This is a genomic window from Streptomyces tricolor (assembly GCF_002155905.1).
Lineage (GTDB): Bacteria > Actinomycetota > Actinomycetes > Streptomycetales > Streptomycetaceae > Streptomyces > Streptomyces tricolor.
Window position 1 is genome coordinate 1 of the sequence record NZ_MUMF01000085.1, and the last position, 20,281, is coordinate 20,281.

Here is a 20,281-nt window from a genome sequence, read left to right on the forward strand (position 1 = left end):
AGATGTTTATAAGAGACCGGTCCTGACCCGCCCCCAGGACCTCCCCGAACCGCCCCGGCCAGCAATTCCCCCGCCTGGCCGGGGCATTTCACATGGCGGGCCCGGCCGTAGGGTGGCCCGTTCCCCCCTGGCCGGGCACCGGCAGGGACCGGTGGGGATGCCGTGCCCCACCGGTCCCTGAGGGGCGACGGGGCCCGGTTACGGCGTGCCGCTCTTGTTGAAGCCCTTGTCGAGGTAGGGCGACTGGTCGACGACGAAGCCGTCGTCCGCGACCAGGCGGGCGATGCCGCCCTGGTCCCGCCAGACCTCGTCGGAGGAGCTGAAGGAGAAGCCGCCGTACTGCGGGTGGTTCTCGTCGGTGTAGACGCGGTAGCGCTGGCCCGGCTGGATGACCGTCCCCGGGGGGAAGGGGAAGGCGTACCCGGTGGGCTTGGCCTCCACCTTCCAGCCGGTCAGGTCCTGGGGCGCACCGCCCTTGTTGAGGATCTCGACGTACTCGTCGGCCTGGCCCGCGCTCGTGCCCTGGTAGCGCAGGCCGGAGATGATCACGTCGGGCTCGTCGAGCGTGAACATGCAGACCACGTCGGCGAAGTTGATGCCGTCCTCCGGGCTGCGGAACTGCCGGACGATCTGGCCGTCGCGCTTGAACCCGCTCAGCACCGCCCGGTACTGCTTGCCGTCGATCGTGACGGGCCGGGGGTGGACGAAGGTCTGGAGGTCGACCAGGTCGTCGTCCGCGGGGCTGGTGCCGGTGCTGTTCGGTGTCTCGTTGTGGTGGAAGCTGAAGTCGAGATCGGTCGTGCTGCCGTCCTCGAACATGACGTTGATGGTGAGCTGGACGTCGAACTGGCTCGGACTGACGGTCGTGGGCTTGTTGCGGTGCACGAAGGTACCGATGACGAACTCGGTGCCGTCGAGCTGGACGTCCGCGGCCTCACCGCGGAACTGGTACCCGCTCTGGCTGCCCGCGCTGCCCCACTGGATGTAGTCGGTGCCCAGGCCGTTGACCGGCGAGATGCCGGGGTTGGTGGACGAGAAGACGCCGGAGGTGACGACGGTGGTCATGGTGTCGGGCTCCCGCTCTCTCAGTCCTCGTCCTCGATGACCTCGGCCTTGAGCTTGGCCGGGGGCGCGGTGCCGACCTGGGCGACGCCGTCGGTGTGGCGGCCGAGCGGGGCTCCGTCGACCGCTTCCAGACCGCAGGTGTAGACGATGCAGTCCTTGTCCTGGTCGCTCGTGTTCAGGTGCACGTGGTAGGTGAAGGTCAGGGTGCGCCCGTCGTCGCTGACCTTGGCCTGGACGGGGGGCAGGTTGCCGCCCGTGGTCTGGTTCATGCGCTTGTACTGGGCGCCCACCGTGCCGTTCCAGCGGAAGCCGGTGGGGGCGGTGAAGACGTGCTCGCGTTCGCCGGCGTCGACCGTCTCGCTCCAGTTCGGCGTGCGGACGCAGACGTTGATGGTGGTGCCGAGGCCCCCGGGAGCGTCCTCGACCCCGCCCTCCTGCCACACCACGAGGTCGAGCTTCTGGTCCTGGCCCTGCTCGTTCTGGGCACGGCCCTGCTCGTAACCCCAGTCGTAGCCGTTCGCGTAATGGTCCTTCTCGCCGCGCGCACCGTCCCGTGGCGGGTCGGCGTACGGCTTCCCGGCGAGCGCGTCGGCGCGTCCCTGTTCCTCCCCCCGTTTGTAGGCGTCCTTCTTGGTCTGCACGTCGGTGGTCATCTCCGAGTCCTCCTGGGGCTGTGAGCGAAGCGTGCGACGAAAGGGAGCGACGTCCTGGTGCGGGTCGTCCCGGCCCGCAGGAAGCGGGCAGGGGCCGGCACCGCGCACCACGCGGTTCACCGAACGCGGAACGTCATGGGGAGCTGCGTCCGGAAGGCGGAACGCAGAACGCGGAACTGCCTGCGGTTTCGAGCGGAGCGTTCGCTCAGGTATCGCGGCACGCACCGGGCTGTCATCCGCGTCCATCGTTAGCCCGGACCCGGGGGCGGTATGCCGCTGTTCCCCCGTTTGGAATGCCGAATCGATTCTGCGTCACTTGTTCGAGTGCAGTTGAGGCAGGCAGAAGCGCAGGGGTGCAGAGCGGAGCGCGCCGGCCCGCGCCCTGCTGACGGCGCGGGCGCCTCGTGCCGTCCGCTCCTGCGCGCCTGCGCGCTCCGCCTCTGTGGGCGCCCTCCGCTGTCCGCCCGTACGGATCCCGTCGCCGTCCGTCGTCCGCGGCTCCTCCCTCGTGCGGGTGGCACGCTCGGTGCGCTGCTCCTGAGGTGCCCGTCCGGCCGGTATGCAGGGGAAACGCCAACGAGGGCTCGGAAGGAGACGGAGATGCGGGAGACGAGGCCGTGGAGGCCGGAGGTGCCGGGCGCCATCGGGGACCGGCCGCGCGGGTGCCGGGCGGTGCCGGCGTGACGGCGAAGGCCGCGGCGCGGCGGCGTACGCCGGACGCACCGGACGCACCGGACGCGGGCGGGCCGCCGACGACCGTGGCGGGCAACGGCACGGCCGGGTTCTCCGGGGACGGCGGGTCCGCCCCGGAAGGGCAGTTGGCCTTCCCCGCGGACGTGGCCGTGGGGGCCGGCGCGGTCTTCGTCGCGGACCATGCCAACCACCGGATCCGCCGGATCGACGGCTCCGGCACGCTGACGACGATCGCCGGCGACGGACTGCGGGGTTTCGCCGGGGACGGCGCCGGCGCGGTGCGCGCCCGCCTCGGCTTCCCGTCCGCGCTCGCCGTCGCCCCGGACGGAGCCGTGCTCGTCGCCGACGAGATGAACCACCGGATCCGCCGGATCGACCCCTCGGGTGTCATCGACACCGTCGCCGGAGACGGGTCCCGCACCGGCGACGGCGGCGTGGGCGACGGCGGCCCCGCCGGCCGTGCCCGGCTGGACGCGCCGTGCGCCGTGGCCGTGGACGGCGCCGGATCGGTGTACATCGGGGAGGCGGGCGGTCGCAGGGTGCGCAGGATCGGCGGCGACGGTGTCATCAGCACGGTCGTCGCGGCGTCCGGCCGGTCCGGCGGCTCCGGTGCGGCCGACGCCGGTGAGGCGTTCCTGCCCGCGGGCCTGGCGGTCGACGGGGCCGGGCAGCTGTACATCGCCGATCCGGCGGGCCGCCGGGTGCTGCTGCTGGGCTCGGACGGGTCGCTCCGGGCAGTGGCGGGACCGCCGGACGGAGGCGGCGGCGCCACGGCGGTCGACTGGAGCGCCCCGTGCGCGGTGGCGGTCGACGGCCGGGGCGTGGTCTACGTCGCCGATCTGAACGGGCACCGGGTGTGGCGGCTGGCCGACGGAGCGGCCCGGGTCGTCGCGGGACCCGACCCGGCAGCAGGTGAGGCGGCCGATGCTGTCGCCGGCAGCGCGCTGCGTTACCCGTGCGGTCTCGCCGCGGACCCGGCCGGGCGGCTGCTGGTGGCGGACAACTTCCACCACCGGATCGCGGCCGTGCCCCTCGCCGCCGCCCCCTCCCAGGACACCGAGCCGGAAGGGGCCGAGAAGCCGGAACCGGAACCGGAACCGGAACCGAAGCCGGAACCGGAACAGAAACCGGAGCGAGAACCGGAACCGGACCGCGGATCCGGCGGCGCGCAGGACGGCGACGGCGGTGCCGTGACCGTACCGGCCGCCCGGCTGCTGGTCCGCCAGGAGGTCGGCCTGGAAGTCCCGCGCGGCGGCAGCGAGTTGCTCCACGTGCGGGTCTCCTCCACCGATCCCTGGGCCCCTGGGCGGGTGGAGCACCGCTTCACGGCCCCGACGGGCTTCGTCTTCGACGGCCGGGTGACCTGCGCGTACTACCGCGCGGATCGCACGGTGCTGCCCGGCGGGGAGCCGACGGGGACGGTCCGGGACGACGGCAGATCGCTGACCGTCACGGACGAGCCCCGCCTGAACACCCCCGGCCACCCGGCGGCGGCCCTGGTCTACACGCTCGGCATCCGGGCTCTGGACGACGCCGAGCCGGGCCGGTACACCGACGGGCGGGCGGTTGTCGCGGGCGGGCCGGACGTGCGCCTGAAGGCGAGCGTGCTCGGAGACGACGAGGACTGACCGGAGCGCGCACGAGCCATGGGCCGTCCGTGGCGGACCCCGCCATGGGCGGCCCTTTGCGTTCTCAAACCCTGAATACGGAAGTAATCGTTTCTGTGCTCCCAGGTCACCCTCGTGACGGTCACGCGTTGCAGTAAAGCAGCAACTTTGAGTTAGCGTTCGAAACGTGTTCACGCCCACCCTCCCGAGGCTCGGGCCCCCAGGCCCCTTCCCGTACGCCCCGCTTGCCCATCCGCTCGACCGCAAGTGGCTGCACTACGCGTTCCTGTCCCGGTGCGGTCGGCAGGCACTCATCGCGAACCTGTCCGTCCTGGGGTCCTCCACGGGCGCGGTCTTCGCGGACCCGGGAGCGCCGGCCGCCGGGCGCCGCAGCGGCACCGGTACGGCGGCCGAGGGGCAGCACATGGCGATCCTGCTCGTCTACGAGGAGGGGCACGGCTGGAGCGCGACACAGTTCAACGCCGAACAGCCCGAACTGCCCTGGTCCGCCTTCCGGTTGCCGCACCCGCGCGGCGAGGCCGGCGCGTTCCGGGTGGCGGCCCGGTCGGCGGCCCCGGCCGCCGACGTGCTGCTGACCCGGACCAGCAGGCCCTGCACCTCCCAGTGCGCGCCGTTCGGCGAGGACGAGCACCTGCGCTGGCAGTCGGAGCCCGGTGTCCTGGGCACCGGCACCCTGCGGCACGGCGACGGCACGGTCACGGAGACGGATCTGCTCGGCTACCACGAGCGGGTGCGCGGCCGGTGGTCCTGGCCCACGCTCGGCGGCTGGGTGTTCGGGTTCGTCAACGCCCCCTCCGGACCCGCCGATGCCGCACCGCCCTCGGCGGTCGTCTTCACCCTGATCCAGCCCGCGTACCCGGCGGACGCGGCCAACGGCTCGGTGATGCTGTGGCGCGACGGGCGCATGATCCGGCACTTCCCGCGGCGCAATCTGCGGGTCGCGGTCAGCGGCAGCCTGGACCGTGGCCGGGTGGCGACGGTGCCGCCGCTGGCGGACCTGCTGGGCACCCCGCCCATGGCCGCGGTGCCCGGCCGGCTGCTGATCACCGCCCGGCTGGGTGACGACCGCCTCGTCCTCGACTTCCGCTCGCGTACGGCGGGCCGGATCGCCAACCCGTCGGAGACGAGCCTGCACCCGTTCAGCGTGCACGAGACCCTCGGCCCGTGCACCGTGGAAGGCCGGATCGGCGGGCGCCGCATCGGCTTCCGTACCGAGGGCATCGTGGAGTTCGCGGGGGGTGCCCATGACTGACACCGCCCCCGCTTTCACCGGTGCCCGGCTGCTGGACGAGACCGTCACCGCCCTGTCCGACCGCGCGCCGGCCATCCTCGCCGCAGCCGCCGACCAGTTGCGCGGCATCCGGCTCGGCCTGCACTTCAACGACGGCAGCCACGCCACGCTCACCGCGCGGCACAGCCGTCTCGTGGTGGACCGGGACCGCTGCCCGGACCCCGACGTCGAGGTCGCCTTCGACAACCGGGCCATGAACCTGCTGTTCGACCTCCAGCGCGCGCCCGTCGACCAGGTCCTGTCCGACAGCCTCGACGTCCGCGGCTCCCGCGACGACACCCTCGCCGTCTGGCGGGCCTTCACCCTGCTGTCCCAGCGCGCGGCGGGCCTGCGCAGCATGCAGGAACTCTGGGGCGCCTACCGCGAGCAGGCCCCCCAGCTGTGGGGCAGCGCGACACCCGCCGCCCGCGAACCGGCCGCCGACCCGGTCGACTGGACCGCGCTGGACTTCCTCGCCCGGCGCTCGCCCGAGGACGCGCCCGCACCGCCCGCGCTGATCGGTGACACCACCGTCACCGCGCCGCGCATGCTCTGGGACGGCCGCACCAGCACCAGCTGGTCGCTGGAGGACACCGTCCGCGACGCGGACCTCATGGAGACCATGCGCCGGTGCCGGGCGCGCACCAACGAGGAGATCGAACGGCTGCTGCCGGACCGCGAGCCGCGCGCCGAGCTGTACGACCTCATGCGCTCCTACCCCGCCCGCCAGGGCAAGGGACTGCGGCCCACCCTGACCATCGCCGCGTGCGCCGCCTTCGGCGGGCGCCCCGACGACGCCGTACGCGCCGCCGCCGCACTGGAGCTGTTCCACAACGGCTTCCTCGTCCACGACGACATCGCCGACGAGTCCACGCACCGGCGCGGCCTGCCGACCATGCACGAGGAACACGGCCTGGGCCTGGCCGTCAACGTCGGCGACGGCCTGAACCTGCTCGCCGTCGACGCGGTCCTGTCCAACCTCGAAACGCTCGGCCTGGTGCACACCCTCGGCCTCATCCACGAGGCGGTGCACATGTGCCGGGAGTCCATCGAGGGCCAGGCCATGGAACTGGGCTGGATCCGCCACGAGGTCGTCCCGGAGACCGACGACGCCTACTTCACGATGAGCACCAAGAAGACGGGCTGGTACACCTGCATCAGCCCGTGCCGCATCGGCGCCGTCTGCGCCGGCGTCACCGACCCGGCCGTACTGGGCCGGTTCGACGAGGCGTTCCGCCTGATCGGCATCGCCTTCCAGATCCAGGACGACATCCTGAACCTGGTCGGCGAGGAGGCCCTCTACGGCAAGGAGCCCCTCGGCGACCTGCTCGAAGGCAAGCGCACCGTGATGCTGATCCACCTCTTCCGCACCGCGTACGCCCACGAGCGCCCCCGCCTCTTCGACGTCCTGCGGCAGCGCCGTACCGACAAGACCCAGCAGCACGCCGAGGAACTCCTCGCCGCCATGCGCCGGCACGGCTCCATCGAGTACGCCACCGACCTCGCCGACCGGCTCGCCGCCGAGGGCATCGCCCGCTTCGAGGAAGACCTCCGGATCATCCCCGAGAACGAAGGCAAAGCCGTGCTGCGACAGATCGCCCACTACGTCACCTCAAGGCCACTGTGACCACCACCATGCCCCCGTCCCCGCCGGCCGATCCCACCGCCGCCGGCCCGCTGACCCCCACCGACCACCGGGCCTTCGCCTTCCTCGGCCAGGTCAACAGCAGTCTGCGCCAGTGCCTGTGCACCCTGGCCCGGCACGGCGTGGCACTGCGCCGGGACGACCCCGAACGCGCCCGCCTCCTGCTCGACACCGTCCGGCCCTGGCCCCTCTACAAGGGCGGCCAGTTCCTCTTCGACCTGATGGAGTGGGAGGACCTCATGGTCGACGGCGACCCCCCGCCCGTGATGCCCGCCGAGCGGATCGTCTCCGCCTGCGCGCTTCCCGTGCAGTTGCTCGCCGCCGCCACCGCGGAGGCGCCGGGGGCGGCGAAACTGGTCCCCGGCCCGCGCACGGCCGCCGCCTTCGACCTTCCGCTGCGCCTGCTGACCACCACCGCCCGCAGCACGTTCCTGGGCGCCGCGCAGGACCTCACCGACCTGCTCGGACCGCGTGCCGCCCCCGACGACGACGCCGGCTACGCCACCGACCCGGAACCCGTCACGGACGACACCGTCACCGAACTGCCGCCGCTGGAGGCGGGTTTCTACCTCTACGAGGACATCGCTCTCGGCGCCCTCGCCGTCCTCGGCCCGCTCCTGGCCGACCACGCACCGACCGACACCGCGCCACCCGCATAGCTCATGACGCCCGTCCCCGCCCCCGACGGTCCATGAGCGGGCCGGTCCCCAAGCCCGCCACCGGCGGATCCGCGCACGCGGACACACCCATCCTCAGAAGGGACACCCATGGCCACGCAGACACAGGCCCCCGTCCAACCGGGATCCGAGAACAAGCTGTACATCCTCCAGCAGGGCATCGTCGAGGACGCGCCGGGCGGGGTGCCGGCCCACCTCAGCTTCGGCATCCTCAGCACCGTCCCCGACCCGGTGAACCCCGGCGACGTCACCATCACCCTCAAGGCGCCCACCGGCTTCGTGTTCACCGGCTGGCTGTCCTGGGCCTACCACGACGTCAACACGCTCCAGGCGAAGGGCAACCTGGAGACCACCCAGGGCACGCTCGGTGACGGGGGCCGCACCCTGACCTTCACCCACAACCCGTACCTGTCCACCAACCAGGAGTGCCTCGGCTACGCCGCCCAGGTCACCGCCGTCGAAGGCGCGACGCCGGGCCGCTACACCGACGGCCAGCTCAAGGTGGGCGCCGCCAGCCCGATCAAGCTCAAGGGCCGCGTCCTCGACCCCGACGAGGACTGATCTCCCCACGAACCGGCCCGTCGGTGGCTCCGCGGCTCGCCCCGGAGCCACCGACAGGACGCGCAGCAGAGAAAGGCTGAAGCGTGTACGAAGCAGGAAACCGCCCGGCCCGCAGCAGGGGCGCCGCCTGGTCGCCGTCGCGGACCCGGCGCGGGCGCCGGGGAGCGTGGGGACTGGGGGCACTTGCCGCGGCGCTGCTGCTGGCGTCGGTGGTCCCCGGTGACGCCGCGGCAGCGCAGGCACAGCCTGCCGCTGCGACGCGGGCCGCGGCGGCGCGTGACCCGGAGTGCATCCGGCCGGGGAACGCGTGGCTCAACCCCGGGTTCTACTGGCGGAACGTGTTCGGCAGCCGGCTGGGCGAGGGCACGATCCACGAGTCGTCGTACCCGAACCCGTTCGGCGGTCGGATCGCACCGGGATCGACGTTCACGTTCAGGTGGCGTCCGGAGACCACGCGCAACCCCGTGGGGGCGCAGTACCACGTCCACCGGGTCAACCTGGCCTCCGTCATGGCGGTGGCCGATGTGGAATCGGTGACGGGTCCCGGCACCTTCTCCGGGACGACCCTGAGCGCCCAGGAGACGCCGCCGCAGAAACTGGGGGACACCGTGGTCAGGTTCCGGATCAGGCCGGGCACGGAGGGCCGGACGGCCACCCTCTCCTCGGCCGACCACAGCCTGACCACGCGGTGGCTGTTCGCCAACATCAACAACATCTGGGAGAACACCGGAAGCATCTCCTTCACCGTCGCCAGCCGCGCCAGCCTCGGCTGCGACTCGTCCTCGGTCCTCGGATGACGAGACGATGAGCCGGCGCGCCGGCCGGCACACCCCGCCGGCCGGTGCGCAGGGCCCTGCGGCCCCGTACCGGTCCGTCGGGCGAGCAGGGTGCCCTCTGGTGAGAGGCCACGAGGACACAGCCAGGGCGCATGGTTCGCCCCTCGGGTCCGTTCGGCGTGCGCATTCCTACGGTGACGTGAGCGTCGCATCCGTCCCGGCACACCGGCATCCGGCCGCACCTGTCTCCGACGAGAGGTGCTCAGCCAGTTCCACACGCCATCCACGCTGCCTGGACAGGTCCACTGGGTCGACGCCGGTGCCATGCGCGAGGCCGGCACCCGGCGCATGACGAGGGCGGGGTCCTGAGAACCCCGCCGTGGGCCCGCCCACGCCGTGCGCGGCCGTCGAAGCACTTGCACTCGCTGCGGCAGGTAATGCGGGGTCTACGCGGCCGGAGCTGCGGCCATGCTGCCGCTCGCCCGCAGCGCGCACTCGAAGAGCACGTCGACGCCGTCACACCTCCTGCTGGGCGTCGATCTCGGTGATCAGCGCCTCGATCCGCTTCCTGATCTCGTCGCGGATCGGGCGGACGGCCTCGACGCCCTTGCCCGCCGGGTCCTCCAGGGCCCAGTCGAGGTACTTCTTGCCGGGGAAGACCGGGCAGGTGTCGCCGCAGCCCATGGTGATGACGTAGTCGGACGCCTGGACGGCCTCGGTCGTGAGGGCCTTGGGCTGCTGGTCGGCGATGTCGATGCCGACCTCCCTCATCGCCTCGACCGCGGCCGGGTTGACCTGGTCCGCGGGCACGGAGCCGGCGGAGCGGACCTCGATCCGGTCGCCCGCGAGGTGGGAGAGGAAGCCGGCGGCCATCTGCGAACGCCCGGCGTTGTGGATGCAGACGAACAGCACGGAGGCGAGCGGGCTGGAGGACATCGGTTCTTCCTTCGTCAGTGGATCAGCCCAGGCTGGTATCAGCCAGGAATGATGTGAAAGTATCAGTCCATGCTGACGTCAGTCGACACTGATCTGTTGCGGGTTCTCGCGGACCCGCTCCGCCTCCGGATCGTCACCCTGCTCGCCCAGGAGACGCTCTGCACGACGCACCTGATCGAGGAGACGGGGGCCAGGCAGACCAACCTCTCCAACCATCTGAGGGTGCTGCGCGAGGCAGGGGTGGTGGAGACGGAGCCGTGCGGCCGGTTCACCTACTACCGGCTCAAGCCCGACGTCATCGCCGCGCTCGCCGGTCGGTTCGCCGACCTCGCGGAGACCGCGCGCGCCACCGCCGAGAACCACGTCAAGCGGTCCTGTCCCTGATCCCCGCCTTGACGGTGACCGACCTGCACCGAGGAGTCCTGTTGACCGCCACCGAGGCCGACCAGCACGGCAGAACAGGGGAATCCCCCACAGCCCCCGACGTCGAACCGCAGCCCGCCCCGGGCGCGACACCGCCGCGGCGGCCTCCGCTCCTCGCCAAGGCCGCCGCCGAACTGGTCGGCACGGCGGCGCTCGTCGCGATCGTGGTCGGCTCCGGCATCCAGGCCACGGAACTGACCGAGGACGTGGGTCTGCAACTGCTCGCCAACTCCACGGCCACCGTCTTCGGGCTCGGCGTCCTGATCACCTTGTTCGGCCCGGTCTCCGGTGCGCACTTCAACCCGGCCGTCACCCTGGCCGAGTGGTGGACGGCCCGGCGCGGCGGCCCCGGCGTCACGCCGCGCGAGGTGGCGGCCTACGTCCCCGCTCAGATCGCCGGTGCGATCGCGGGCTCGGTCCTGGCCGACGCGATGTTCGGTGAACCGCTGGTGAAGTGGTCCACCCACGACCGATCGGCCGGCCATCTGCTGCTGGGCGAGGTCGTCGCGACCGCCGGGCTGATCCTGCTGATCTTCGGCCTGGCCCGCACGGACCGCCTGCGCTTCGCCCCCGTGGCGGTGGCGTCGTACATCGGTGCTGCGTACTGGTTCACCTCGTCCACGTCCTTCGCGAACCCGGCGGTGACCATCGGCCGCGCCTTCACCGACACCTTCGCCGGCATCGCTCCCGCGTCGGTCGCGGGGTTCATCGGCATGCAGCTCGTCGGAGTCGTGGTCGGACTGGCGCTGGTGGCACTCGTCTTCATGCCCGGCCGGGAAACCGCCGAATGACGCGGACGGCTCCGGTCGTGGTGATCGGTGGTGGCCAGTCCGGGCTTGCCGCCGGCTATCACCTTCGCCGGCTGGGCGTCGACTTCGTCATCCTCGACGCCCAGACCACCCCGGGAGGAGCCTGGCAGCACGTCTGGGACTCCCTTCGCCTGTTCTCCCCGGCCGCGTACTCCTCCCTGCCCGGCCGTCTCATGCCGCCGCAGAACGGCGCGACCTACCCCGACGCGCAGCACGTGGTGGAGTACCTCGCCGACTACGAGAAGCGGTACGAGTTGCCCGTCGAGCGGCCCGTACGCGTCCTCGGCGTCCACCGGGACGGCCGACTCCTGCGAGTGGAGACCGACTCCGGCACCTGGCAGGCAGCAGCGGTGATCAGTGCCGCCGGCACCTGGTGGCGCCCCTTCCTGCCCGCGACCGCAGGCCGCGGAGACTTCGGCGGCCGTCAGCTGCACACCGTCGATCACCGGCGACCCCGGGACGTCGCCGGCCGCCGCGTGATCGTGGTCGGCGGCGGCAATTCCGGCGCCCAGATCGCCGCCGACCTCGCCCACGACACCGAGCTGACCTGGGTCACGCGGCGCCCACCCCGTTTCCTGCCCGACGACATCAACGGCCGCGCCCTGTTCGACGTGGCCACCGCCCGCCGCCGTGCCCTCGACGAAGGGCGCACGGACACCGGCGGCGTCGCCTCGCTCGGGGACATCGTCGCCGTACCGCCCGTCCGGGAAGCCCGCGACCGGGGCCTGCTCAGGTCGACACCGATGTTCACGCGGCTCACCCCCACCGGGGCCGAATGGGCCGACGGCACGCGCGCCGAGGCGGACGCGATCATCTGGTGCACCGGCTTCCGGCCGACGCTGTCGCACCTGGCACCGCTCCGGCTGCGGGACTGCCACGGTCGCATCGCCGTCGAAGGCACACGTGCGGTGGGCGAGCCGCGCCTGCACCTGCTCGGTTACGGCGACTGGACCGGCCCGGCCTCGGCCACGCTGATCGGGGTCGGGCGGCCGGCTCGGGAAGCCGCTCGTGACATCGCTGCCTCGCTCGGGTAGGCGCCAGTCGCCGAACTCGGCGGGGTCCACTTCTCCGTACCGCTGCTTGCGCAGGCACCGGTGGGGGCCGATCGAGCCCGCTTGCTCCTGCTCTCCGAGGCCGATGAGCTGCCGGTAGGCGCCCGCGCCGAGTGGGGCCGGCTGCTGTTCGACATGGTGCGCGATGTGCGTCAGGTTCCACCGGGGCACCGCACAAGGCGCCGGCGCCGCTTCAAGTGGCGTACTGCCAGGGATCGTGGTCGAGGTCAGACCGCTGCCGGCGCGATGGTCAGCAGCTTGCCCATCGCGGCCAGCACGGACGGCTCCACCCGGTAGTACACCCAGGTGCCGCGTCGCTCCGAGGTCAGCAGGCCGGCCTCCTTGAGCTTCTTCAGGTGGTGGGAGACGGTCGGCTGGGAGACGCCCACGTCGGAGATGTCGCACACGCACGCCTCGCCGCCCTCGTGCGAGGCCACCGCGGAGAAGAGCCGCAGCCGCACCGGGTCGCCCAGCGCCTTGAACATCCGCGCGGCCGTCTCGGCCTCGTCGGCGGTGAACGGGCGCTCGGTGAGGGGTGGGCAGCACGGCGCCGCGGCGTCGGAGTCCGGCTCGGCCAACGGCAGCACCTTGTTGTTCGACATGCATCTATGTTGACACATGTCGAACCAGACGGGTGAGGCGTCTCAGTCGTGTGAGCGAGGGTGACGGGGAACGCATGCTTCGATAAATGTCTATGTTGACGCTTGTCGAATCAGGTGCCATGCTGACCGCACAAGCCATCGACAAACGTCGAAGCAAAGGGGAAACCGTGAACGCGCCCGCCACCGGCCAGCTGCCCGTCGTCGTCATCGGCGCTGGTCCCGTCGGCCTCGCTGCCGCCGCCCACCTCGTCGAGCGTGGCCTCGAACCGCTGGTCCTGGAGGCGGGCCCCTCCGCGGGGACCGCCGTGCGCGGCTGGGCGCACGTGCGGTTGTTCTCCCCGTGGGCCGAGGTCATCGCCCCGGCCGCCGAGAAGCTTCTCGCCCCCGCCGGCTGGGTCCGCCCCGACAGCGCGGCGTACCCGACCGGCGGTGACTGGGCCGAGCGGTACCTGCAGCCGCTCGCCGACGTCCTCGGAGGCAAGGTCCGCTACGGCGCCACCGTGACCGGCGTCGCCCGCGCCGGCCGGGACCGCGTCGTCGACGCCGACCGCGACGAGCAGCCCTTCACCGTGCACATCGAGCTGGCCGACGGCCGCGAGGAGCGGATCAGCGCGCGAGCCGTCATCGACGCCTCCGGCACCTGGTCCATGCCCGGTCCGATGGGCGCTGACGGCCTGCCCGCCCTCGGCGAGAAGGCGGCGGCGAGCCGCGTCTCCTACCGCGTCCCCGACCTGCGGGACCCGGCGGTGCGCGCCCGGTACGCGGGCAAGCGCACCGCGGTCGTCGGCTCCGGCGCCTCCGCCTTCACCGCGCTGGCCCACCTCGCCGACCTGGCCGAGGAGGAACCCGGCACCCACGCGGCGTGGGTCCTGCGGCGCGGTATCGGCGCGAACACCTTCGGCGGCGGCGAGGCCGACCAACTCCCGGCCCGCGGCGCCCTGGGCCTGCGCGCCAAGGCCGCAGTCGAGGCCGGCCACGCGAGCGCGGTGACCGGATTCCGTACACAGGCCGTGGAACGTGACGGCGACCGGCTCGTCCTGGTCGCCGAGGACGGCCGCCGCCTGGACCCGGTCGACGAGGTCATCGTGCTGACCGGCTTCCGCGCCGACCTGTCCTTCCTCTCCGAGGTCCGCCTCGGCCTCGACGAACGCCTCCAGGCCCCGACCGCGCTGGCCCCGCTGATCGACCCGAACGTCCACTCCTGCGGCACCGTCCCCCCGCACGGCGTCAACGAACTCGCCCACCCCGAGCAGGACATGTACCTGGTCGGCATGAAGTCCTACGGCCGGGCGCCCACGTTCCTCGCACTGACCGGCTACGAGCAGGTCCGCTCCATCGTCGCGGCGCTCGCTGGTGACCGTGAGGCCGCCGAGCGCGTCGAGCTGACCCTGCCGGAGACAGGTGTGTGCGGCGGTGCCGGCCGCTACGACGACCCCGAGGCCGCACAGGTCGCCGAAGGCGGTGGCTGCTGTGGTGCCCCGGCCACCGTCCAGATCGGCGTCGGCATGCCGAACGCCGCCTCCGGCGGCTGCTGAACTCCTCACCCACGCAAGGAGAAACACCATGTCCCGCGTACAGCTCGCCCTCCGCGTCCCCGACCTCGACGCCTCGGTCGCCTTCTACAGCAAGCTGTTCGGCGCCGAGCCCGCCAAGCGCCGCGACGGCTACGCCAACTTCGCCATCACCGAGCCCCCGCTCAAGCTCGTCCTGATCGAAGGCACCGCAGAAGAGACCACCCGCCTGGACCACCTCGGCGTCGAGGTGGAATCGACCGGGTCGGTCCACGCCGCGACCACCCGCCTGAGCGAGGCCGGCCTGACCACCACCGAGGAAGCGGACACCACCTGCTGCTACGCCCTTCAGGACAAGGTCTGGGTCCACGGCCCCGGCCAGGAGCCCTGGGAGGTGTACGTCGTCAAAGCCGACGCCGACAGCCTCAGCAAGAAGCAAGACAGCAACTGCTGCACCGACCCGGCCGCCACGTCCTGACAACCTCCACGCCAGTGGGGCCGTGACCGGTAGGGGAACCGGTCACCCCTGCGCGGCGCCCTGCCAACCCCCTGCGTCACTCGCGTGCGCCGGGCGGTGAAGCCGCGCCGTACGTCTGGATCGGCTGTCGCCGTGAGCGTTCCCTGCCGGTAGGCGAGCGGCGAGGCGTCTCGGATATTCGGCCGCGCCGCCGGGAGAATGCACTCAGTGCGTGATGCTGTGAACGCGATGGCGCCCGGCGGCACTCGCCTCGAACGACAGGCGTCCAGTCAGTTCCAACCGTCCAGCGACACCTGGGGCCCGCCGCTGAGGTAGCGATGAAGGGCGCTGGCGGTGGTCTCCACGAACTCTTCCGGGATGGCGTCGGTGTCGACCCAGCGGACCCGGGCGTGCTTGTGGGGTTCGCGATTCTCCACCTCGCCGGACCACTCGTGGGCGACGAAGACGACCGTGAGGAAGCCGTTGGGGGCTTCCACGCCCCAGGCGCCGTGGATGATGTGGGCGACCTTGAGCGCTTCCGGCTTGACGGTCAGACCGGTCTCCTCGTACAGCTCGCGGACGGCCGTCGCGGTGATCGGCTCGCCGGGCTCGCTCTTGCCGACCGGCAGGTCCCACATGCCCTGGGCGAATTTCGCCTGTTCGCTGCGCTGGAGGAGGACCACGCGGTGGGTGGTTTTGTCGTGGACGATGACGGCGCCGACCAGCAGGGTCATGGATTCCAGGGCGGGCTTGAGCGCCTTGGGCCGGTCATCGGTTGTCGGCTGAGCCACAGGTGTCCCTTCATCGGCCGGGTGGGGATGTCAGGCGAGCGCCTCTCGCGGCCGGGCGACCGCCCTGGTTCCGCCCGATCCTCACCTCGGACTGCTGGCCGAGCACCTGGTCGAGGTGCCGGCTCGGACCGCGCTGTTGCCCGCCGCGCGGGCCGGCACCCGGCGCACGACGAGGGCGGGGCCCTGAGAACCCCGCCCTCGACTCGCGAAACCTAGGTCACGGCCACACCAGGCAATAAGGCTGATGCCCCGCCTCATGCAACCGATGGCTGAAGTCCTGCCACTCGTGCAGCAACTGGTACACGTTGAACGCGTCCCGCGGGCCGCCGCGGTCCGGGACCGTCGACCAGATGAACGCCGCCGCGCCGACCGCTTCCTCGCCGATGCCGCGCAGGGGGTCGACCACCGTCATGGGGAGTTTGACGACCGCGTAGTCGGGGTGCAGGACGACCAGTTCGAGGGGCGGGACCTTGTGCAGGGGGACGCCCTCGATGCCGGTCAGCACCATGGCGGCCATCGTCTCCGGCTTGATCTTGGTGAACATGCCGTTCATGCCCAGCTCGTCGCCGCCGAGTTCCTCGGGACGCATCGAGATGGGGACGCGGGCCGCGGTCGCGCCGTCCGGCGCGCCGAAGTACTTGTACGTCACCCCCACCCGACCACCATTCCTGCTCCCCGCCCGGAGGCGGTCGGCCCGGTGGTCGAGCCGGCGCTCGGTCGGCCGGTCCAGCCTGCGCTCGCGCCGCTGGTCGAGCTCGCGGTCGAGCTCCCGGTCGATCTGCCGGTCGTACCGTTCGGGCTCACTCGGTACACCCTGTGTCTGACGTGCGTCGCTCTGCCGTGTCTCGGTCGTTTCCTCCGCGTCGCGCCGGTGCCTTCCCCGCCGGGCACGTCGAGGACCCAGGTCATCAGTCCCCTCGCCCAGTCCGCCACCGCGATGCATATCTCCACCCGACTGCTTTTCTAGGACGCGTGGCCCCCGCCGCGCAACCCGATCATCGTGTCAGTGACCTCCCCCACGGCCGCCCGCCGAAACGTGCGGTGGAACAACAGTCCACGCGGGAAATTCCCGGCCCTGATCATCCGGCCCTGATGAGTACGTGCGTAGGGGCTTTGTGTATCAGGTCTCAGTCTCGCAGATCACGGATGCCGCCGCTCTGATCCGGAGGCAGCCCGCGGTCCGGCCGGGCCGCGGCCTACCCTGAGGAGGTCACCCCGCAACCGGAGTCCGAGAAGCCGGAGAAGCCGCACGTCATGAGTGCCATGAGCGAAACGCCCTATCCCTACGACGCGCCCGTCTCACAGGCGCTCTTCGACCGCGCCTCCGTCGTCACCCCGGGCGGAGTGAACTCCCCGGTGCGCGCCTTCCGCGCCGTCGGCGGCACGCCCCGGTTCATGGTGTCGGGCAAGGGGGCCTACCTCACCGACGCCGACGGGCGCGAGTACGTCGACCTCGTCTGCTCCTGGGGGCCCATGATCCTCGGGCACTCCCACCCCGAGGTCATCGCCGCTGTCCAGGAGGCCGTCGCCCGTGGTACGTCCTTCGGGACGCCCGGCGAGGGCGAGGTCGCGCTCGCCGAGGAGATCGTCGCCCGGGTCGAGCCCGTCGAGCAGGTGCGGCTCGTCAGCAGCGGCACCGAGGCCACCATGTCGGCCATCCGGCTTGCCCGCGGGTTCACCCGGCGGTCCAAGGTGATCAAGTTCGCCGGGTGCTACCACGGGCACGTGGACTCGCTGCTCGCCGCGGCCGGCAGCGGCGTCGCCACCTTCGCGCTGCCCGACACGCCCGGTGTCACCGGTGCCCAGGCCGGCGACACGATCGTGCTGCCGTACAACGACCTGGAGGCCGTGCAGGAGGCCTTCCACCGGCACCCGGGTGAGATCGCGTGTGTGATCACCGAGGCGTCGCCGGGCAACATGGGCGTCGTGCCGCCGGACCCCGGGTTCAACCAGGGGCTCAAGGACGCCTGCCGGAAGAACGGCGCCCTGTTCATCTCGGACGAGGTGATGACCGGGTTCCGCACCAGCCGCGCCGGGTGGTACGGCGTGGAGGGCGTCAAGCCCGACCTCATGACCTTCGGGAAGGTGATGGGCGGCGGGTTCCCCGCCGCCGCGTTCGGGGGACGGGCCGATGTGATGGCCCACCTCGCGCCCGCCGGGCCGGTGTACCAGGCCGGCACCCTCTCCGGGAACCCGGTCGCCACCGCCGCCGGTCTCGCCCAGCTGCGCCTGCTGGACGACGCCGCGTACGACACGGTGGACGCCGTGTCCGCGCAGATCCAGGGCCTGGTCACCGAGGCGCTGAGCAAGGAGGGCGTCGCGCACCGGTTGCAGACCGCCTCCAACATGTTCTCCGTGTTCTTCACGGACCGGCAGGTGCGCGACTACGAGGACGCCAAGCGGCAGGAGTCGTACCGCTTCACCGCGTTCTTCCACTCGATGCTGGCGAACGGCGTGTACCTGCCGCCGTCGTCCTTCGAGTCCTGGTTCGTGTCCACGGCCCATGACGAGCGGGCCATCCAGAAGATCGCCGACGCCCTTCCGGCGGCGGCCCGGGCGGCTGCGGAGGCCACGGCGGAATGAGCACCTCCCCCGAGAAGAAGGACATCACCGTCGTCCACGTCATGCGGCACGGCGAGGTCGAGAACCCGGACGGGATCCTGTACGGCCGGCTGCCCGGCTACCACCTGTCCGAGCTGGGCCGGCAGATGGCCGAGCGGGTCGCCGAGCACCTCGCCGGCCGGGACGTCACCTATGTCTGCGCCTCGCCGCTGGAGCGGGCGCAGGAGACCGCCACCCCGATCGCCAAGGCGCACGGGCTGGACCTGGACACCGACGCGCGGCTGATCGAGGCCGACAACGTCTTCCAGGGCAAGACCTTCGGCGTCGGCGACGGCGCGCTGCAGCGGCCCGGGAACTGGAAGCACCTCGTCAACCCGTTCCGGCCGTCCTGGGGCGAGCCGTACGTGGACCAGGTCGTCCGGATGATGGGCGCGCTGAACGCGGCCAAGGACCGGGCGCGCGGGCACGAGGCGGTGCTGGTGAGCCATCAGCTGCCGATCTGGATCGTGCGCTCGTACGTCGAGCGGCGGCGGCTGTGGCACGACCCGCGCAAGCGGCAGTGCACGCTCGCCTCCCTGACGACTTTCACCTATCAGGGGGACAGGATCGTGTCGGTCGGGTACAGCGAGCCCGCCATCGACCTGGTCCCGGTCCATCTGCGTGCCGGTGCGAAGCCGCAGAAGGGCAAGGGCACCGCGCAGGGCAAGGCGTTCGGCGCCTGACCGCCCGACTCCGGTGCACTGACCGTCCGTTTGGCGTCACTTAGGGTGCTTTTGCCGGGAACCTTGCGAAAAACATAAGAATCACCGGAACCTCCCCGATCGTCGCGCCCTCTGACTGGGTGACCACCAGCAGGCGTGACGAATCGGGGTTTTCCATGCGCACCTTCTCCCGGACCCTCTCCCGGCGGGGAGTCCTCGGCCTCGGCGCGGGCGCGGCGGCCGCCGCCTCGCTCGCCGGCTGCGGGGGTTCCACGTCCTCGGACGGTGCCGGGCGTCCGGACGGTTCCCGGACCCAGCAGGGGAGCAAGGGCGAGACGCGTCCGGCGCGGCCCATCGGCGACGGCTCCACCTCCTTCACCGGCAAGCAGCCGCACCAGCCGGCCGAGCCCGAGCCGCTGGAGCCGGGGCAGACCCCGCCGCAGTTCGTGATCTTCTCCTGGGACGGCGCCGGCGAGGTCGGCAACGGCCTCTTCCCGCGCTTCCTGGACCTGGCCAAGGAGCACGGCGCGAGCATGACCTTCTTCCTCTCGGGGCTGTACCTGCTGCCCGAGTCGAAGAAGCGCCTGTACGAGCCCCCGAACAACCCGCGCGGCGCCTCCGACATCGGCTACCTCACCGACGACCACATCAAGGCCACGCTGAAGAACGTGCGCCGGGCCTGGCTGGAGGGCCACGAGATCGGCACCCACTTCAACGGGCACTTCTGCGCCGGCTCGGGCACGGTCGGCAACTGGACGCCGCAGCAGTGGGACAGCGAGATCCGGCAGGCGAAGGCGTTCGTGAAGGAGTGGCGGACCAACACCGGCTGGACCGACCTGCCGTCGCTGCCGTTCGACTACGACAAGGAGCTGGTCGGCGGCCGTACGCCCTGCCTGCTGGGCCAGAACAACCTGCTGCCCACCGCGAAGAAGCTGGGCTGGCGCTACGACGCCTCCTCGCCGGGCGGCCGTCAGACGTGGCCGGACAAGAAGCTGGGCATCTGGGACCTGCCGTTGCAGCAGATACCTTTCCCCGGACGTTCCTTCGAGGTCCTGTCCATGGACTACAACATGCTCGCCAACCAGTCCGTGAACTCCACCAAGGCGCCGGCCCACAACTACCCGGGCTGGCGCAAGCAGTCGGCGCAGGCGTACATCGCGGGATTCAAGCGAGCATTCGAGACGAATCGGGCACCGTTCTTCATCGGCAACCACTTCGAGCAGTGGAACGGCGGCATCTACATGGACGCCGTCGAGGAGGCCTTCCAGCACATCGCGCGCGAGAAGGAGAAGGGTGCCGACGTGCGGCTGGTCTCGTTCCGGCAGTTCGTGGACTGGATGGACGTGCAGAAGCCCGAGGTGCTCGCCAAGCTGCGCACGCTCGGGGTCGGGCAGCAGCCGACGGGCGGCTGGAAGGAGTTCCTGCGGGACACGAAGTCCGCCTCCTCCAACGCGGCCTGATGTCCGGAA

The 20,281-nt window shown here is 71.7% G+C and carries 20 protein-coding genes; 14 read left to right on the forward strand and 6 right to left on the reverse strand.

Annotation, left to right across the window (positions count from 1 at the left end; translation table 11 throughout):
- Window positions 1-198: 198 nt before the first annotated feature.
- Window positions 199-1,065 (reverse strand): lamin tail domain-containing protein, encoded by an 867-nt coding sequence (locus tag CCN44_RS07195; protein ID WP_059251793.1) that lies wholly within the window; start codon window positions 1,063-1,065, stop codon window positions 199-201.
- 20 nt (window positions 1,066-1,085) lie between these two features.
- The gene (locus CCN44_RS07200; protein WP_059251794.1) at window positions 1,086-1,718 is read right to left on the reverse strand and encodes a hypothetical protein; all 633 of its coding nucleotides are present in this window, start codon (window positions 1,716-1,718) and stop codon (window positions 1,086-1,088) included.
- Between the two features lie 680 nt (window positions 1,719-2,398).
- Here CCN44_RS07200 and CCN44_RS07210 point away from each other — a divergent pair.
- The 6 genes from CCN44_RS07210 to CCN44_RS07235 all read left to right on the forward strand — a co-directional run bounded on the left by CCN44_RS07210 (window position 2,399) and on the right by CCN44_RS07235 (window position 8,989).
- Window positions 2,399-4,039 carry an NHL repeat-containing protein gene (locus CCN44_RS07210; protein ID WP_237481863.1) on the forward strand — a complete coding sequence of 547 codons (1,641 nt, stop codon included), beginning with the start codon at window positions 2,399-2,401 and terminating at the stop codon, window positions 4,037-4,039.
- 166 nt (window positions 4,040-4,205) lie between these two features.
- Entirely contained in the window at window positions 4,206-5,291 is a 1,086-nt protein-coding gene (locus tag CCN44_RS07215) for a hypothetical protein (protein ID WP_059251797.1), read from the forward strand.
- Window positions 5,284-6,936 carry a polyprenyl synthetase family protein gene (locus CCN44_RS07220; RefSeq protein WP_202430268.1) on the forward strand — a complete coding sequence of 551 codons (1,653 nt, stop codon included), beginning with the start codon at window positions 5,284-5,286 and terminating at the stop codon, window positions 6,934-6,936. Before CCN44_RS07215 ends, CCN44_RS07220 begins: the two co-directional genes overlap by 8 nt.
- Window positions 6,933-7,613: a hypothetical protein gene (locus CCN44_RS07225; RefSeq protein WP_059251799.1), complete on the forward strand. Its 681-nt coding sequence runs from the start codon at window positions 6,933-6,935 to the stop codon at window positions 7,611-7,613. Before CCN44_RS07220 ends, CCN44_RS07225 begins: the two co-directional genes overlap by 4 nt.
- Before the next feature lie 108 nt (window positions 7,614-7,721).
- On the forward strand, window positions 7,722-8,192 hold the full coding sequence (locus tag CCN44_RS07230) for a hypothetical protein (RefSeq protein WP_059251802.1): 471 nt from the start codon (window positions 7,722-7,724) through the stop codon (window positions 8,190-8,192).
- Window positions 8,193-8,275: 83 nt separating this feature from the next.
- Window positions 8,276-8,989 (forward strand): hypothetical protein, encoded by a 714-nt coding sequence (locus CCN44_RS07235; protein ID WP_237481866.1) that lies wholly within the window; start codon window positions 8,276-8,278, stop codon window positions 8,987-8,989.
- A gap of 495 nt (window positions 8,990-9,484) precedes the next feature.
- Here the strand turns inward: CCN44_RS07235 and CCN44_RS07240 are convergent, their stop codons facing one another.
- Window positions 9,485-9,904, reverse strand: coding sequence for an arsenate reductase ArsC (locus tag CCN44_RS07240; protein WP_086697157.1), 420 nt, complete (start codon window positions 9,902-9,904; stop codon window positions 9,485-9,487).
- Between the two features lie 69 nt (window positions 9,905-9,973).
- Between CCN44_RS07240 and CCN44_RS07245 the strand changes: the two genes are divergently transcribed.
- The 3 genes from CCN44_RS07245 to CCN44_RS07255 are packed head-to-tail and all read left to right on the forward strand — an operon-like array spanning window position 9,974 to window position 12,170.
- Complete coding sequence (locus tag CCN44_RS07245) at window positions 9,974-10,288, forward strand: ArsR/SmtB family transcription factor (protein WP_059251806.1); 315 nt, start codon at window positions 9,974-9,976, stop codon at window positions 10,286-10,288.
- Between the two features lie 41 nt (window positions 10,289-10,329).
- Window positions 10,330-11,118, forward strand: a complete 789-nt coding sequence (locus tag CCN44_RS07250; RefSeq protein WP_086697158.1) for an aquaporin — start codon at window positions 10,330-10,332, stop codon at window positions 11,116-11,118.
- Window positions 11,115-12,170, forward strand: a complete 1,056-nt coding sequence (locus CCN44_RS07255; RefSeq protein WP_086697159.1) for an ArsO family NAD(P)H-dependent flavin-containing monooxygenase — start codon at window positions 11,115-11,117, stop codon at window positions 12,168-12,170. Before CCN44_RS07250 ends, CCN44_RS07255 begins: the two co-directional genes overlap by 4 nt.
- A gap of 245 nt (window positions 12,171-12,415) precedes the next feature.
- Here CCN44_RS07255 and CCN44_RS07260 read toward each other — a convergent pair whose 3' ends face one another.
- Entirely contained in the window at window positions 12,416-12,790 is a 375-nt protein-coding gene (locus CCN44_RS07260; RefSeq protein WP_059251810.1) for an ArsR/SmtB family transcription factor, read from the reverse strand.
- A 167-nt stretch (window positions 12,791-12,957) separates the two neighbouring features.
- On the opposite strand from CCN44_RS07260, the gene CCN44_RS07265 reads away from it, so the two are divergent.
- Together CCN44_RS07265 and CCN44_RS07270 are read left to right on the forward strand one after the other, a co-directional pair.
- Window positions 12,958-14,325, forward strand: coding sequence for an FAD-dependent oxidoreductase (locus tag CCN44_RS07265; RefSeq protein WP_086697160.1), 1,368 nt, complete (start codon window positions 12,958-12,960; stop codon window positions 14,323-14,325).
- A 28-nt stretch (window positions 14,326-14,353) separates the two neighbouring features.
- A complete protein-coding gene (locus CCN44_RS07270; protein ID WP_086697161.1) occupies window positions 14,354-14,779 on the forward strand; it encodes an ArsI/CadI family heavy metal resistance metalloenzyme in 426 nt (141 codons plus the stop codon).
- Window positions 14,780-15,048: 269 nt separating this feature from the next.
- Here the strand turns inward: CCN44_RS07270 and CCN44_RS07275 are convergent, their stop codons facing one another.
- Together CCN44_RS07275 and CCN44_RS07280 are read right to left on the reverse strand one after the other, a co-directional pair.
- Window positions 15,049-15,549, reverse strand: coding sequence for an NUDIX domain-containing protein (locus tag CCN44_RS07275; RefSeq protein WP_086697162.1), 501 nt, complete (start codon window positions 15,547-15,549; stop codon window positions 15,049-15,051).
- A 217-nt stretch (window positions 15,550-15,766) separates the two neighbouring features.
- Entirely contained in the window at window positions 15,767-16,204 is a 438-nt protein-coding gene (locus CCN44_RS07280) for a hypothetical protein (protein ID WP_003974483.1), read from the reverse strand.
- A gap of 608 nt (window positions 16,205-16,812) precedes the next feature.
- Between CCN44_RS07280 and hemL the strand changes: the two genes are divergently transcribed.
- The 3 genes from hemL (at window position 16,813) to CCN44_RS07300 (ending at window position 20,272) form a co-directional block, all read left to right on the forward strand.
- A complete protein-coding gene (gene hemL / locus CCN44_RS07290) occupies window positions 16,813-18,132 on the forward strand; it encodes a glutamate-1-semialdehyde 2,1-aminomutase (protein WP_059251818.1) in 1,320 nt (439 codons plus the stop codon).
- A complete protein-coding gene (locus CCN44_RS07295; protein ID WP_086697163.1) occupies window positions 18,129-18,833 on the forward strand; it encodes a histidine phosphatase family protein in 705 nt (234 codons plus the stop codon). Before hemL ends, CCN44_RS07295 begins: the two co-directional genes overlap by 4 nt.
- A gap of 155 nt (window positions 18,834-18,988) precedes the next feature.
- Window positions 18,989-20,272, forward strand: a complete 1,284-nt coding sequence (locus CCN44_RS07300; RefSeq protein WP_059251822.1) for a polysaccharide deacetylase family protein — start codon at window positions 18,989-18,991, stop codon at window positions 20,270-20,272.
- The last annotated feature ends 9 nt before the right edge of the window (window positions 20,273-20,281 follow it).

Bases quoted from the DNA above. Each gene is read 5' to 3' on its own strand.
- CCN44_RS07195 (WP_059251793.1), bottom strand. From the start codon at position 1,065: ATGACCACCGTCGTCACCTCCGGCGTCTTCTCGTCCACCAACCCCGGC.
- CCN44_RS07200 (WP_059251794.1), bottom strand. From the start codon at position 1,718: ATGACCACCGACGTGCAGACCAAGAAGGACGCCTACAAACGGGGGGAG.
- CCN44_RS07220 (WP_202430268.1), top strand. From the start codon at position 5,284: ATGACTGACACCGCCCCCGCTTTCACCGGTGCCCGGCTGCTGGACGAG.
- CCN44_RS07230 (WP_059251802.1), top strand. From the start codon at position 7,722: ATGGCCACGCAGACACAGGCCCCCGTCCAACCGGGATCCGAGAACAAG.
- CCN44_RS07240 (WP_086697157.1), bottom strand. From the start codon at position 9,904: ATGTCCTCCAGCCCGCTCGCCTCCGTGCTGTTCGTCTGCATCCACAAC.
- CCN44_RS07245 (WP_059251806.1), top strand. From the start codon at position 9,974: ATGCTGACGTCAGTCGACACTGATCTGTTGCGGGTTCTCGCGGACCCG.
- CCN44_RS07255 (WP_086697159.1), top strand. From the start codon at position 11,115: ATGACGCGGACGGCTCCGGTCGTGGTGATCGGTGGTGGCCAGTCCGGG.
- CCN44_RS07260 (WP_059251810.1), bottom strand. From the start codon at position 12,790: ATGTCGAACAACAAGGTGCTGCCGTTGGCCGAGCCGGACTCCGACGCC.
- CCN44_RS07270 (WP_086697161.1), top strand. From the start codon at position 14,354: ATGTCCCGCGTACAGCTCGCCCTCCGCGTCCCCGACCTCGACGCCTCG.
- hemL (WP_059251818.1), top strand. From the start codon at position 16,813: ATGAGCGAAACGCCCTATCCCTACGACGCGCCCGTCTCACAGGCGCTC.
- CCN44_RS07295 (WP_086697163.1), top strand. From the start codon at position 18,129: ATGAGCACCTCCCCCGAGAAGAAGGACATCACCGTCGTCCACGTCATG.
- CCN44_RS07300 (WP_059251822.1), top strand. From the start codon at position 18,989: ATGCGCACCTTCTCCCGGACCCTCTCCCGGCGGGGAGTCCTCGGCCTC.